Here is a 12,256-nt window from a genome sequence, read left to right as displayed (position 1 = left end):
TCTATTCTTGCGTACCGGTCCTCGTTAAACTGATGCCACGGATTCTTCTGAGCAAGAAGGTGATTCAGATGGCTGGAAATGGGCGTTTCATGGACCGCTTCATGCGCGCCACGGAGAAGGCGGCGAAGGTCTGGGGCCCTGCCGATCGGATCGAGTCTGACTCTCCGGTAGTGCACCGGCACGACGCGGCCGAGAAGGCGTCGGAGGAGCAACTGGCAGAGATCGAAGTGGAGCGCGGGCCCGGCCACGCCTACGCATACCGCAGGCCGCGCAAGGCCTGACACACGACGAAGGGGCCGTCAGCCAACTGCTGACAGCCCCTTCACGATTCCGCCGGTACGCCGTCAGCGGCCGGTGCCGCCGTAGACCGTGGCTTCCTCATCGGTGTCCAGGTCGAAGGCCGCGTGCACCGCGCGGACCGCGGTGTCCAGCAGATCGGCGTGCGTGACAATCGAGATGCGGATCTCGGAGGTGGAGATCATGTCCACGTTCACGCCGGCCTTGTGCAGGGCTTCGAAGAACTTGTAGGAGACGCCGGGGTTGGAGCGCATGCCCGCGCCGATCAGCGAGAGCTTGCCGACGTTCTCGTTGTAGAGAATGCCCTCGAAGCCCACTACGTCCTGGGCCGCGTTGAGCGCTTCCAGCGCTTCCTTGCCCTCCACCATGGGCAGCGTGAAGGAGATATCCGTCTTGCCGGTACCGCGGGTGGAGATGTTCTGCACGATCATGTCGATGTTCGAGTGCGCGCCGGCCACGATGCCAAAGATTTCCGCGGCCTTGCCGGGAATGTCGGGCACGCCCAGGATGGTCACCTTGGCTTCGGAGCGGTCGTGGGCAACGCCGGAGATGATGGGCTGTTCCAAGGGTTCTCCCTCTTGAATCTTGATCTTGTCGTCGGGGTCGGGCAGTACCCAGGTTCCCTCGTTCGTGCTGAAGGACGAGCGCACGTGCAGCTTCACGCCGAAGCGGCGCGCATACTCGACGCAGCGCAGGTGCAGGATCTTGGAGCCGGAGGCCGCCATTTCCAGCATCTCCTCGCTGGAGATGGTATCGATCTTCCGGGCGCTGTGCACTACCCGCGGATCGGCGGTATAGATGCCGTCGACGTCCGTGTAGATTTCGCAGACGTCGGCGCCCAGAGCGGCCGCCAGCGCCACCGCGGTGGTGTCGGAACCGCCGCGGCCGAGCGTGGTGATGTCGTTGCTCTCCCGGCTGATGCCCTGGAAGCCGGCCACGATGGCGATCTCGCCCTTTTCGATGGTCGTCATCACCCGGTGCGGCGACACGTCGATAATCCGTGCCCGGCCGTGGATGGCGTCGGTGACCATGCCGGCCTGGCTGCCGGTGAAGGACTGGGCCTTGGAGCCGAACTCCTGGATGGCCATGGCCAGCAGCGACATGGAGATGCGTTCGCCGGCGGACAGCAGCATGTCCATTTCGCGGGCGCTGCTGTTGGAGGAGACTTGGTCGGCCAGGTCAAGCAGTTCGTCGGTGGTATCTCCCATGGCGGACACGACGACGACAACTTGGTTGCCGGCGGCCTGGGTGTCGACGACGCGTTGTGCCACGCGTTTGATCCCCTCCGCGTCCGATACTGAGGAACCGCCAAACTTCTGCACTATCAGGCTCATGTGTTCTCTAAACAACTCCTGGGTTGGGGCCCGGACGGCGGCCGCTCGGGGCGCGCCGCCGGGCTCATGGATTGCTGCCGCGGGTCCCGGCTGCGCACCGCGCGGCAACCGCCATTCTAGCGCCGGAGTGCGTGCGGCAGAGAATGCGGACGGGCAGTATGACTGGCCAGGGTAATAACGACGACGGTGCCGGCGTCGGTGTCAGGTGAGGGCGCGGCGGCCTTCGAACGCGCGGCCCAGGGTAACCTCGTCCGCGTACTCGAGGTCGCCTCCGACCGGCAGGCCGGACGCCAGGCGGCTGACGGGGATGCCGATGGTCTTGAGCATCCGGCCAAGATAGGTCGCCGTCGCCTCGCCTTCGAGGTTCGGGTCGGTGGCGATGATGATTTCCTCGATCTGCCCGTCCGAGAGGCGGCTGAGCAGCTCACGGATGCGCAGTTGCTCCGGGCCAACGCCACCGATCGGATTGATGGCGCCGCCAAGCACGTGGTAGCGGCCCTTGAAGGACCGGGTCCGCTCGATCGCGATGACGTCCTTGGACTCTTCCACCACGCAGATGGCGGTCGGGTCCCGGCGCGGGTCGCGGCAGATGTTGCAGGTGTCCTGTTCGGAGACGTTCCCGCAGATGGAGCAGAACTTCACCCGCTCCTTGACGTGTGTCACGGCGTCAACGAGCCGCTTCATGTCGGCCGGATCGGACTCCAGAATGTGGAACGCGATTCGCTGGGCGGACTTCGGGCCTATTCCAGGCAAGCGGCCGAGCTCGTCGATCAGCTCCTGGACAGCACCTTCGTACACTGAACCTTCAATCTCCGCGGGCGGTTAGGAACCGTCGAGGCTTCGTTCTTCGATCAGGCGTCCGCCGAGGAGCCTTTCAATGGCAGCGCGGCCCACCAGTCCGGAATCTTCGATGGCCTCGTCGTCTTCGCTGGGGATGTCCTCGACGTACTTCAAGTTTAGGTCACGGGCTGCCGGGGACGGCGCCGCGGCGGCCGATGTCGCCTGCGTGGCCTTCGCCTGGTCCAGCAACTGCTGGTAGCGGCTGCGCTTTTGCCCGGCCATGTGCCGGTCCGGCGTCGTTTCCCATTCCTCGGCCGGCGGTTCGTCGTTGGCATACGGGATGTCGTCGTACGGAGACGGCTGTACCGGAGCGGAGGGGGCGGACGGGCTTGGTTGCGCCGACAGGGGGCCGGTGGGGTGCGTGTTCGTTTGGGCGGCAGCCCCGGGCACCGCCGCTGCTGGGACTGCGGAAGATGCTGGGACTGCGGGGGCGGGGAAGCCTGCCAGCGCCGGGCCGGAGTGGTTCGAGGCCGATGGTGCACCGGCTGCCACGGGGACAGCGGCGGGAGCCCCCGGGGCTGCCATCCGCTCGGCCAACTTCGCAAACACCGGCTTCTCCCCGGGCAGAGCCGGCGGTCGCTGGCCGTTGCCGGAGGCGCTGTTCGGTGACTCGGCCGACGGCGCTGACGCGGCGGTGGCTGCGGACATGCCGCTGGGTGCTGATGCCCCTGACGCGGCGGAGACCCCGGACATGCTGCTGGGGGCTGAAGCGGCGGTGGGCGCCGACAAGCTTGAGTCCGCGGACATGGCGCTGGGGGCTGAAGCGGTGCTGGGTGCTGATGCCCCTGACGCGGCGGAGGTAGCGCTGGGGGCTGAAGCTGCGGTGGTCGCCGACAAGCTTGAGCCTGCTGACATGCCACTGGGAGCCGAAGCGGCGGTGGACGCCGACATCCCGCTTGCTGCTGAAAGGCCCGTAGGCGCGGGGACCCCGCTGGGGGCAGCCGGACCGGAAACAGCCGAAGCCGGGGATACGCCGGATCCCCCCGACAACGCAGAACCACCCGAGAAGCCGGTCGCGGAGACGGCCGACATCGCCGAGCCAACCGGCGTGGCCGGGGCACCCGGCATCGCCGGTTCAGCCGAAGGCACAGAAGGCGCCGAGCGGGGGCCGGCCGTGGAGCCGGCCATCCCGGCAGCGGCCGGTCCGGGCTGCTGATGGACAGCCTGCCCAACCGGTTCCGAAACCGGCGCGGGCGCACCTACCGGCGCGGCGTTGGCGGACCAACCTCCGTCTGCCGGCTGCGGCCGGCTAGTAGGTACTTTTGGGTTTGACTCACCCGCTGTCACCGACGCGTCTTCGACGGTTTGGATCTGCAGGTCAATCCCGAGCACTTGCTGGATGGCCTGACGCACGTTGTCCGCGTGGTCGCCGTTGTTGAAGTTGGTGGCAGAACCTTGGTTCTTGAAACCGAGCGTCAGCGCCGTGCCGTCGAAGCTGAGCGGCGAGGCATTGGTGCTGACGTTCATCCACGTCACCTTGCGGATGCCGCTGAGCGTGTTCAGGATCTCCGGCCAGGCGCGGCGGATCATCTCGATCTGCCCGGACGCCTGGGGGCCGGATTGGCCCTGGCGCGGAGCCTGTGCCGGTGGCGCGGCCTGTTCGGGGCGCGCCGGAGACTGTTGGGCAGGATCCTGCCCGTGTGGTGCAACCGGTTCCGGCCGTGCCGGTGGCTGCTGCTGGGCCGGGGCCTGCGCCCGGGGTGCGGCTGGTTCCGGGCTCGCCGGAGCCTGCGGTGCTCCCTGCGTCTGCCGCTGCGTTTCGGGCTGCTGCGCCGGGGACTGGCCCTGTGCCTGGGGCCGCTGGTCGGATGCCGCCGTCGGCGCTGCTGTGTTCCGGGGAGATTGAGTCGGCTGGCCCGATGCAGGAGCCTGGCTTCCAGCCGGCTGAGCGGGGCGCGGGGCTTCGGGCGCCGGAGCCGGCTCCGGCATGGCGCCCCAAGTGCCACCCCAGTCGGCCGAGCTTTCGCCGGAGGATCCTGCAGCAGCTTCCTGCGGAACGGCCACGTCGGACGTAACCTGCACGCCGGCGTCCTGCCTGCTGCCGTCGCGCGGGTTCCCGAACACCGACGACGGGACGGTCGGACGGTTGGAATCGGCGGCAGATGCCGAGGCGGAAGGCGGCTGGGCGGAAGACGCTTGGGCCTCGGAGCCGGCCGCAGCGCCGGACGCATCCGGAGATCCGGAGCTTCCGGCCGCCGCAGGTGCCGTACCCCCGGAGCCAGCGGGAGCTCCGCCGTCGTGCTGTTGGGCAGGCTGGCCTGCGGGCTGGGAGTTGTTGGCGGCGGGAGCAGCGGGACCCTGCTGGTCTTCCCGTGGCCAGTCGGTGGTGCTCACCCGCGGGGGAGTGACGCGCTCCGCGTCCGGTCGGGCGGGCTCGGCCTTGTGGGCGTTGGCTCCCCGGAGCGCGGCGCGCGCAGCTTCGGGCCCGGAGAGCGGGGGCTCCGCGGCGGCATGCACGGGGGGCGCCTGCCCCTGGCCAACTGCCGGGGAGGGAGCCGGGCCCCCGCCGTAGCTGAGCCGGCGCTCGATCCGGTCCACCCGTGCCGCGACGCCCTGCTCGCCCTGGTCGGCGGCAGGCAGCAGGATTCGTGCGCACAGCAGTTCAAGGTGCAGGCGGGGGGAGGTAGCGCCCGTCATCTCGGTCAGCGCCTGGTTGGTGATGTCCGCGGCCCGGGAGAGTTCGGACGCGCCCAGCTGGTTGGCCTGGGTCTGCATCCGGGCGATCTGGTCCTCCGGGACGCCGCGCAGGATCGCGTGGGCGCTTTCCGGCATGGCGCGCACGATGATCAGGTCGCGGAAGCGCTCAAGCAGGTCCTCGACGAAGCGGCGCGGATCGTGGCCCGTCTGCACCACGCGGTCCACCGCGCTGAACACGGTGGAGGCGTCACCCGCGGCGAAGGCGTCGACGACGTCGTCCAGCAGGGAGGCGTGGGTGTAGCCGAGCAGCGAAACGGCCAGTTCGTAATCCAGCCCGTCCGGTCCGGCGCCGGCCATCAGCTGGTCCAGCACGGAGAGCGAGTCGCGGACCGAGCCGCCGCCGGCCCGGATCACCAGCGAGAGGACGCCCGGGGCCACCGGAACGTTCTCCTGCCGGCACAGCAGTTCCAGGTACTGCATCAGCGGTTCTGGCGGGACCAGCCGGAAAGGATAGTGGTGCGTCCGGGAGCGGATGGTGCCGATGACCTTGTCCGGCTCCGTGGTGGCGAAGATGAACTTGATGTGTTCCGGCGGCTCTTCGACGATCTTGAGCAGGGCGTTAAAGCCGGCCGACGTGACCATGTGGGCCTCGTCGATGATGAAGATCTTGTAGCGGTCGCGCACCGGGGCGAAAGTGGCCCGCTCGCGCAGGTCGCGGGCGTCGTCCACGCCGCCGTGGGACGCGGCGTCGATCTCGATGACGTCAAGGCTGCCGGGTCCGCCGCGGCCGAGTTCAACGCAGGAGTCGCAGGTGCCGCAGGGGGTGGGCGTGGGGCCCTCGGCGCAGTTCAGGCAGCGGGCCAGGATGCGGGCCGAGGTGGTCTTGCCGCAGCCGCGCGGGCCGGAGAACAGGTACGCGTGATTGACGCGGTTCTTCTGCAGCGCCGCCATCAGCGGGTGGGTTACGTGTTCCTGCCCGATAACGTCCGCGAAAGTGTCCGGGCGGTAGCGACGGTAAAGGGCTGTACTCACGATCAAACCCTATCGGTTGAAACTGGGCCCGTGCACGCCGAAGCGGCCGGGCTGGGGATAGGCAGCATGGGGGTAAGTAAAGACCCCTCATGCACCTGACAGAGCCCGCTTACCCTTGCTACCTTCCGGTCCTGGGGGAGTTCACAGGATGACACCGCATGAGGGGCCGACGAACAGTCTACCCGACTTCGGGCGGCGGCCCGAAATCACTGCCGGGGCCCGTCGGGGAGCCGGCGGCGGCGTCGGGAGCGGCGTCGGGAGCATCCCACCAGCGCAGCACGCGGGAGCACCGCAGCGTGGCCCAGCGGCCGATGTCCTCGGCGGTCCAGCGGAACCACATCCGCCCCGGATACGGGCGGTACCCGCCCCAGTTGCCCGGGCTGCGCCGTCCGTGGGCCACTACTTTGATGGCGGGCGTCATCCGGTCATCGTGCGGGCAGCCCTCGGTCCGGAAGTACTCGAGGCCGCGCAGGATGTCGTAGTGCCACTGCGGCGGGAACCGGAACTGGGACAGCGAAGGATGCGCCACGGCCCCGGTCCGGTGTGACCGGTAGAGCGAATGCATCAGCAGGAATTCGCGGCCGCGTGCCTCGGCGACGTCCACCTTGATCGAGCCGCCGCTGTGCCGGTAGGCAGCCAGCGCCTCCAGCGTGCTGATGGTGGTGTGGAAGGAGGCGTGCTTGGTCGGTGAGCTGTGGGCCTCGCAGTTCCAGCCGCCGTCGTTCAGTTCCTCGGCGAGTAACCACGACACGGCCTTGTCGAGCCGTTGATCGCCGTCGAGCCGCTGGCCCAGCTCGGAGCCGACCAGCACGGCCATGGCAGTGATGCAGTTCTCGGCCCGGTCCTGATGCCGGCCGAAGGTCAGCCCGCCGTCGAAATACTCTGCCCCGTCCAGCAGCCTCCGGCAGCCGGCCACGGCCTGCGGGTGCCCCGGCGCCAGCCCGAGCCAGTGCAGCAGCAGCAAGGTGAACATGGTGGAGGTCCACTTGGGGTTGTAGAGGCCGCCGCCCCAGCTGCCGTCCGGGTCTTGCGCCTGGAGCAGCAGCGCTCCCCAGCCGGAGCCGGCAATTTGGGCTTGCGCGGCCGCCACTTCGCCTTCCGGCGCGTCGCAGAGATCGCGCAGGGTCTGGAACCGGATTGACGCATCCCCGGCCAGCAGCCAGTCCAAGATGCGTGCCGGTGGCACGCTGCCTACCGCTGACTCTGTACCGGTGGCCATGTTGTTTAGTCCCCTTAGAAAAGGGGCTGCCCCCAGCCCCTCACCTCACCCATGGCGTAAGTTTGCCACTGCCGGTCGCAGCCTTCCAGAGCTACAGGGCGGTGGTACCCGCCGGGTCTCAGATTCAATTTTTGGGCCCGTTCCGGAGCGGAGGCGGCAGTCGCCGGGGAGCTTTGATCGCCCCGCCTCAGCCCCCGGGAGGCCTGCCCCTCGGCCCCCGGGAGGCTCGCGCCCCGGCTCCCCAGACTTCTGTGCCCCAGCCCCTTGGATTCCCCTGCCCAGCCCCTTGGCATCGCGCGACCGAGCTCTTCGGACTCCCGCGCCGCAGCCCCGTGGACTCCCGGGCTCCAGCTCCTTGAACTCCTAGGCTCAGCCCCTTGGGCTCCCGCCCGATTCGGCACATCGGTCCGGTTTCGGGTACTCTGGTATCTGCTCTTGTGAGCAAACATCTGGAGGATTCGCCTAGCGGCCTATGGCGCACGCCTGGAACGCGTGTTGGGTTCACGCCCTCGGGGGTTCAAATCCCCCATCCTCCGCCAGCAAGAAAGCGGCTCTGACTAGGGAAAACCTAGGCAGGGCCGCTTTTGTTTTGCCTCGCAGGAACTCCCGGACCCCTGATAGGAGTGGGCTCGCGAGTCGGATCGGCGTTTAGTCGGCAGTGCCTACTATCTCCTTCAGTGCACGCACGTGCCCGTCGAAGGCGTTCCGCCCGACTGGGGTGAGAGTCACCCAAGTCAGGCGGCGGGCATCCTTGCGCGCCGCCGATGCGGCCTTGGTCAGGCTGACGTATCCGGCTTCGACGAGGGTCTTCAGGTGCTTCGATAGGGTGGCGTCCGAGACGTCCAGCGTGTCACGCAGCACAGCGAAGTCCATCTGCTCCACCGGCCGCAGTACTCCGCAGATCCGTAACCGTAGCGGCGCGTGGATGACGTCGTCGAACCGGGCCCTAATCATGACGCAGCTGATCCAGCGCCGAGCGGTAGGCAATTCCTGCGAGCCACGTAACCAGGCCAAAGGCGCACAGGCTGGCCAGCGCCACGGCCCAGCCGACGCCCAAGGAAACCAGACCAAGTGAGACCGAGAAAAGAGTTAGGCAAACCAAGAGGACCGCGATCCCAGCCATTACGGCGCGTGGGCCCATCTTACGGAATCGGATTCCGGTTTCGCGGCGGATCAGGTGAACAATCACTAGAACGGCGACCAGGCCCAACCAGCCGGAAGCCGGGGGCTCGTAGTTCTCCCCGGGGGTGGCTGTCGCGGCTCCTGCCACCCACCAGGCCGCCACGCCCCCGAGTGCGGCCAGCAGTGTTTTGGGAACGCGCACGCCGTCGGCCAATGCCTGACGGTCGGAAGCGAGGTTGCGGAGGCTGGCAGCGGCCTCCTCGACCGACGGGTGCCCGTCAAAGTTATTTTCCATAACGGAAAGTCTACAGAATGACTTTCCGCTCCGGCAAGGAATGCGCGGCGTGGTTGAGTGCACGGATGGAGCAAGCGCCGGAGCCGTGCGATGCGTTGGGGTGGCTACATCAGTCAGCATTTGTCCATGTTTAGGCCCAACTGTCCACGTTTTGGAGAAAAGACAAGCCCCTGGCCTGCGGGTTTATTCGAGGGCCGTTTTAAACGTGGACAGTTGCGTCCCGTGAGTCGCGCCGTCAGGCCTGCTGCCGGAGCCGGGCGAGGCGGCGGCGCGCGGCGGATTCGCTGGGACCGGTCTTGCTCAGGCCCAGCCGGACGACGCCGAGGACAATCTGGGTGGCGGGCTTGATGAGGATCCGCAGCGGCAGGGGGGTGGTCGGCCGCAGCCCCAGCAGGCGGCGGTACTCCTCGGGCAGCGTTTCGACGGCGGCGGCGAACAGGATGCGGTAACCCAGCCGTTGAGAGCGGGGTAGTGGTGGCCGCCGGACGAATTCCACCGTCTCTTTCATAGTGGGCGACGCGGCGAGCTCCGGGGCGAAGCCGGCCAGTTGGGCGCGCAGTTCCGCGTAAGTTCGGGGCGGATCCGTGACGTGCATGAGTTCGCCGGCCTTCGCCCATTCGGCCACATAGCGGTCCGGGCCACCCGGCAGCCTTCGGCCGTAGGCCAGGTGCGCGGTGACAAAGGCGTCCGTGAAGGTCAGGTGCACCCAGCGCAGCAGATGGGGGTCGTTGGCGTTGTACGGCTGCTGCTCGCCGGTGGAGTCGGTGTAGGTGCCGCGGACGCGTTCATGCAGGCGCAGCACCAGGTCGCAGGCGGAGCGCGCCGCCGCGGTGTCCCCATAGGTGACTGTGAAAATCCACCGGATGGTGTTAGCTAGGCGCCCCAGCGGATCCTCGCGGTAGGCGGAGAAGTCATGCACGCCGGCCAACGCGCCGGGATGCAGCGTCTGGGTGAGCAGGGAACGGATCCCGGCAACCAGCGTGGGCATCGAGCCGTGGACAGCCCAGACGGCCGAATCGGGCGCGAAGTAGCCCGCGTCGTCGCCGTTCTCCAGATCCAGCTCCCACTGCGGGACCGTGTCGCTCTGTCCGGAAAATGTGCCGCGCAGTTCGCGGCGCCAGCGGGTCAGGATGTTGCCCACACAGCCCATTATGGGTGAGCGGGAACGGCAGCGCACCGGGGGTGGGGAGAGCCTGCACGCAGAAGAATGGTGTGTGCGAAGTCGACTTCGCACACACCATCCTCGAAAGGGAACATCAGCCCAGAAGCCCCGAAGCCCAGAAGGCCCGAAGGCCCGGACCCCGCACCCTCGGACCCGTAAGCCCGGCCCCCCGGCGAGCTCGCGCGCTTACTTGTTGGCGAGCAGCTCCGGATAGTACTTCTCGGTCACGTCCGGGTGGGCGCGGAGCCGGCCCTTGAGCATGTTGGCACCGAAGCTGGAGAGCATCGGGTTGGTGGGGTCGTCGGTGCGGCCGCGGGAGCTGGCCTTGAGCTCGTCCGGCAGCGGGACCGGGTCGATCACGGCATCAAGGCGCGGCGACCAGAAGAACGGCACCGAGTAGCGGTCCACGCCAGGCGGCGGAGCCTGCACGCGGTGGACGGTGGCGGTGATGTAGCCGTCGGTGGCCACCTCCAGCATTTCGCCCAGGTTCACCACCAGGGCACCCTCGATCGGCTCGACCGGCAGCCACTCGTCGGACTCCGGCGGGCGCACTTCAAGCCCTCCGACCATGTCCTGCAGCAGCAGGGTGACGAAGCCGTAGTCGGCATGCACGCCCACGCCCTGGTCGCCGGCTTCCTCCACCACGCCGCCCACGTAGTGCACCAGCTTGCCCATCCAGTGCGGGGTTCCGGCGAACGGTTCGTCGAAGTAGTCTTCCGGCAGGCCCAGTCCGACGCCGATGGCCGAGAGCAGGTCATGGCCCACCGTGGACATCAGCTCGGCCCAGGCCATGGCCTTCTCGCGCAGGTCCGGCTGCACGGCATCCGGCCACTGGTTCGGGCCGCGGAGCAGCCAGTACTTCTGGTCCTCGGGGTAGTCGGCCACCGGCTCGCTCTCGGGCGAGTAGTCCAGCTGCTCGCGGGCGTCGGCGCGGCCCTGGGTCCGCTCGGTGCCCATGCGGGTGTAGCCGCGGAAATGCGGAGAGTTTCGGTTGTCCAGCTTCAGCCGCTCTTCCAGCGGCAGGTCGAAGAAGCGCTTGATCGCGTCGAAGAGCTCCGCCACCTGGCCCTCGGCAGCGCCGTAGCCGGTGATCTGGAAGAACCCGACGCGGTGCGCGGCGTCGCGCAGCTGGTCGATGAAGTCCGGGTTGAAGCTGCCGTCCGCCAACCGGGCGGTGCTCATGTCGAGTACTGGAATGCTCCCCTGAAGTGCGTTCATGGAAGGCAGACTAGCACCGGGCCCGGAGTCAATTGTTACGGACGTTACGTTTTGCTGCAGCCGCGAAGTTTCGCTTGACTCGCGAGGGAAATCGGCGTGGAATGCGCCCCGTATTTCGCCGTGTTACGCCCCTACAGCGTCTGCGCGATCGCCGCCCACGTCCGCAGGAACGCCGCGCCGGCCTCCTCGTGCACGGCCTTCGGGAAGCCCAAGTGCGCTGCGGTCAGCACCGGGTACGGCTTCTGCGGGACCCCGTCGTCCGGGCGGACATCCACGTGCAGCACCGCGTGCCCGTTGTGGTGCAGCAGGTCGGACATCGCGTAGTCGGTGCGCGAATCGCCCATCGTCCGCCAGGCGTGCGGCACCACGCCGTCCGCGGCCAGCATTTCCAGCGCCCGCTCGGCGCCCAGGTCCTTGCCCAGCTGCACCGATTCGATGTCGGTGGCGATGATGTTCGGGTCCACCCGGTAGTCAATCCGGTCGTCGCTGTCCGGCAGGTGCTGGTCCAGGCGGGTGGCGCCCATGCCGAACCTGCCCATCAGAGCCAGGACCTCGGCGTCGAACTTTTCCTGCACCCGGCGGTACTCCCGGTTTTCCGTTCCCACCACCTGCTCCACGGAGACCATGGCCCGCTTGGTTTCGTCGAAGAACATGTGGCTGGAGTAGCCGGAGCTGACCAGCTTGCGAACCTCGGCGGCGAACTCCTGCGGCGGGGCCAGCGAATGGTCCACATGGACGGTGCCCGGGCCGGCCGCGGTGAAGCTGAACCAGACGGCGCCCTTTTCGCACACCGCATAGCAGCGCACCCCCGGAGGCATCCCGGCGGCCAGCATCGGCTCCATCACCTGCTCCCGGATGAACAGGTCCGACCGTCCGGTGTTGAACACAATCGGCCAGCCGCGTTTGGCCATCACCAGCAGCGAGTGGATGATCTCCGACGGCACCGTGCGGGTCACCGGCGAGGAAACCGGGCCGTCGACGTCCAGCAGCAGTCCGATGGGCGGCTGGTCCGGGCGGGCAGGGAGACCGGCTGTGAGGCTCATGGTCCCAGTATGACGGGGCGGCAGGGCCGTTTGCATCCCACCAGTTTTTCCCAAGCC

Annotated in this window: 10 protein-coding genes, 1 tRNA gene and 1 other RNA gene; 2 read left to right on the top strand and 10 right to left on the bottom strand. The window is 68.0% G+C overall.

Annotated elements, in window-relative coordinates; all coding sequences use genetic code 11:
* Positions 1-68 precede the first annotated feature (68 nt).
* Positions 69-281, top strand: a complete 213-nt coding sequence (locus AC5RVD_RS05475) for a hypothetical protein (protein WP_494111121.1) — start codon at positions 69-71, stop codon at positions 279-281.
* A gap of 63 nt (positions 282-344) precedes the next feature.
* On the opposite strand, the gene AC5RVD_RS05470 is transcribed toward AC5RVD_RS05475, so the two are convergent.
* From AC5RVD_RS05470 to AC5RVD_RS05450, 5 genes are all read right to left on the bottom strand, one after another.
* Entirely contained in the window at positions 345-1,631 is a 1,287-nt protein-coding gene (locus AC5RVD_RS05470) for an aspartate kinase (protein ID WP_494111122.1), read from the bottom strand.
* Between the two features lie 201 nt (positions 1,632-1,832).
* Positions 1,833-2,429 (bottom strand): recombination mediator RecR, encoded by a 597-nt coding sequence (recR, locus tag AC5RVD_RS05465; RefSeq protein WP_493988596.1) that lies wholly within the window; start codon positions 2,427-2,429, stop codon positions 1,833-1,835.
* Between the two features lie 24 nt (positions 2,430-2,453).
* Positions 2,454-6,146 carry a DNA polymerase III subunit gamma and tau gene (locus tag AC5RVD_RS05460; protein WP_494126293.1) on the bottom strand — a complete coding sequence of 1,231 codons (3,693 nt, stop codon included), beginning with the start codon at positions 6,144-6,146 and terminating at the stop codon, positions 2,454-2,456.
* Between the two features lie 69 nt (positions 6,147-6,215).
* Positions 6,216-6,311, bottom strand: an RNA gene (gene ffs / locus AC5RVD_RS05455) — signal recognition particle sRNA small type.
* A gap of 7 nt (positions 6,312-6,318) precedes the next feature.
* Positions 6,319-7,359, bottom strand: a complete 1,041-nt coding sequence (locus AC5RVD_RS05450; RefSeq protein ID WP_494126292.1) for a prenyltransferase/squalene oxidase repeat-containing protein — start codon at positions 7,357-7,359, stop codon at positions 6,319-6,321.
* A gap of 451 nt (positions 7,360-7,810) precedes the next feature.
* On the opposite strand from AC5RVD_RS05450, the gene AC5RVD_RS05445 reads away from it, so the two are divergent.
* A tRNA-Ser gene (locus tag AC5RVD_RS05445) sits at positions 7,811-7,898 on the top strand.
* 109 nt (positions 7,899-8,007) lie between these two features.
* Here the strand turns inward: AC5RVD_RS05445 and AC5RVD_RS05440 are convergent.
* The 5 genes from AC5RVD_RS05440 to AC5RVD_RS05420 all read right to left on the bottom strand — a co-directional run bounded on the left by AC5RVD_RS05440 (position 8,008) and on the right by AC5RVD_RS05420 (position 12,199).
* Positions 8,008-8,313 (bottom strand): transcriptional regulator, encoded by a 306-nt coding sequence (locus AC5RVD_RS05440; protein ID WP_494126291.1) that lies wholly within the window; start codon positions 8,311-8,313, stop codon positions 8,008-8,010.
* Positions 8,306-8,776 carry a hypothetical protein gene (locus tag AC5RVD_RS05435; RefSeq protein ID WP_494126290.1) on the bottom strand — a complete coding sequence of 157 codons (471 nt, stop codon included), beginning with the start codon at positions 8,774-8,776 and terminating at the stop codon, positions 8,306-8,308. The genes AC5RVD_RS05440 and AC5RVD_RS05435 overlap by 8 nt, the downstream gene beginning before the upstream one ends.
* A gap of 235 nt (positions 8,777-9,011) precedes the next feature.
* The gene (locus AC5RVD_RS05430) at positions 9,012-9,926 is read right to left on the bottom strand and encodes an oxygenase MpaB family protein (protein WP_494126289.1); all 915 of its coding nucleotides are present in this window, start codon (positions 9,924-9,926) and stop codon (positions 9,012-9,014) included.
* 198 nt (positions 9,927-10,124) lie between these two features.
* Positions 10,125-11,156: an isopenicillin N synthase family dioxygenase gene (locus tag AC5RVD_RS05425; RefSeq protein ID WP_494126288.1), complete on the bottom strand. Its 1,032-nt coding sequence runs from the start codon at positions 11,154-11,156 to the stop codon at positions 10,125-10,127.
* A 131-nt stretch (positions 11,157-11,287) separates the two neighbouring features.
* Positions 11,288-12,199 carry a hypothetical protein gene (locus AC5RVD_RS05420; protein WP_494126287.1) on the bottom strand — a complete coding sequence of 304 codons (912 nt, stop codon included), beginning with the start codon at positions 12,197-12,199 and terminating at the stop codon, positions 11,288-11,290.
* Positions 12,200-12,256 lie beyond the last annotated feature (57 nt).

The organism is Arthrobacter sp. THG-b23, assembly GCF_059091265.1.
This window is presented reverse-complemented; position numbering and strand designations above follow the sequence as displayed.

What these genes read in the sequence shown, in the direction of transcription:
- AC5RVD_RS05450 (WP_494126292.1), bottom strand. Translation starts at nt 7,359, where the DNA reads ATGGCCACCGGTACAGAGTCAGCGGTAGGCAGCGTGCCACCGGCACGC.
- AC5RVD_RS05475 (WP_494111121.1), top strand. Translation starts at nt 69, where the DNA reads ATGGCTGGAAATGGGCGTTTCATGGACCGCTTCATGCGCGCCACGGAG.
- AC5RVD_RS05420 (WP_494126287.1), bottom strand. Translation starts at nt 12,199, where the DNA reads ATGAGCCTCACAGCCGGTCTCCCTGCCCGCCCGGACCAGCCGCCCATC.
- AC5RVD_RS05440 (WP_494126291.1), bottom strand. Translation starts at nt 8,313, where the DNA reads ATGATTAGGGCCCGGTTCGACGACGTCATCCACGCGCCGCTACGGTTA.
- AC5RVD_RS05425 (WP_494126288.1), bottom strand. Translation starts at nt 11,156, where the DNA reads ATGAACGCACTTCAGGGGAGCATTCCAGTACTCGACATGAGCACCGCC.
- AC5RVD_RS05435 (WP_494126290.1), bottom strand. Translation starts at nt 8,776, where the DNA reads ATGGAAAATAACTTTGACGGGCACCCGTCGGTCGAGGAGGCCGCTGCC.
- AC5RVD_RS05430 (WP_494126289.1), bottom strand. Translation starts at nt 9,926, where the DNA reads ATGGGCTGTGTGGGCAACATCCTGACCCGCTGGCGCCGCGAACTGCGC.
- AC5RVD_RS05470 (WP_494111122.1), bottom strand. Translation starts at nt 1,631, where the DNA reads ATGAGCCTGATAGTGCAGAAGTTTGGCGGTTCCTCAGTATCGGACGCG.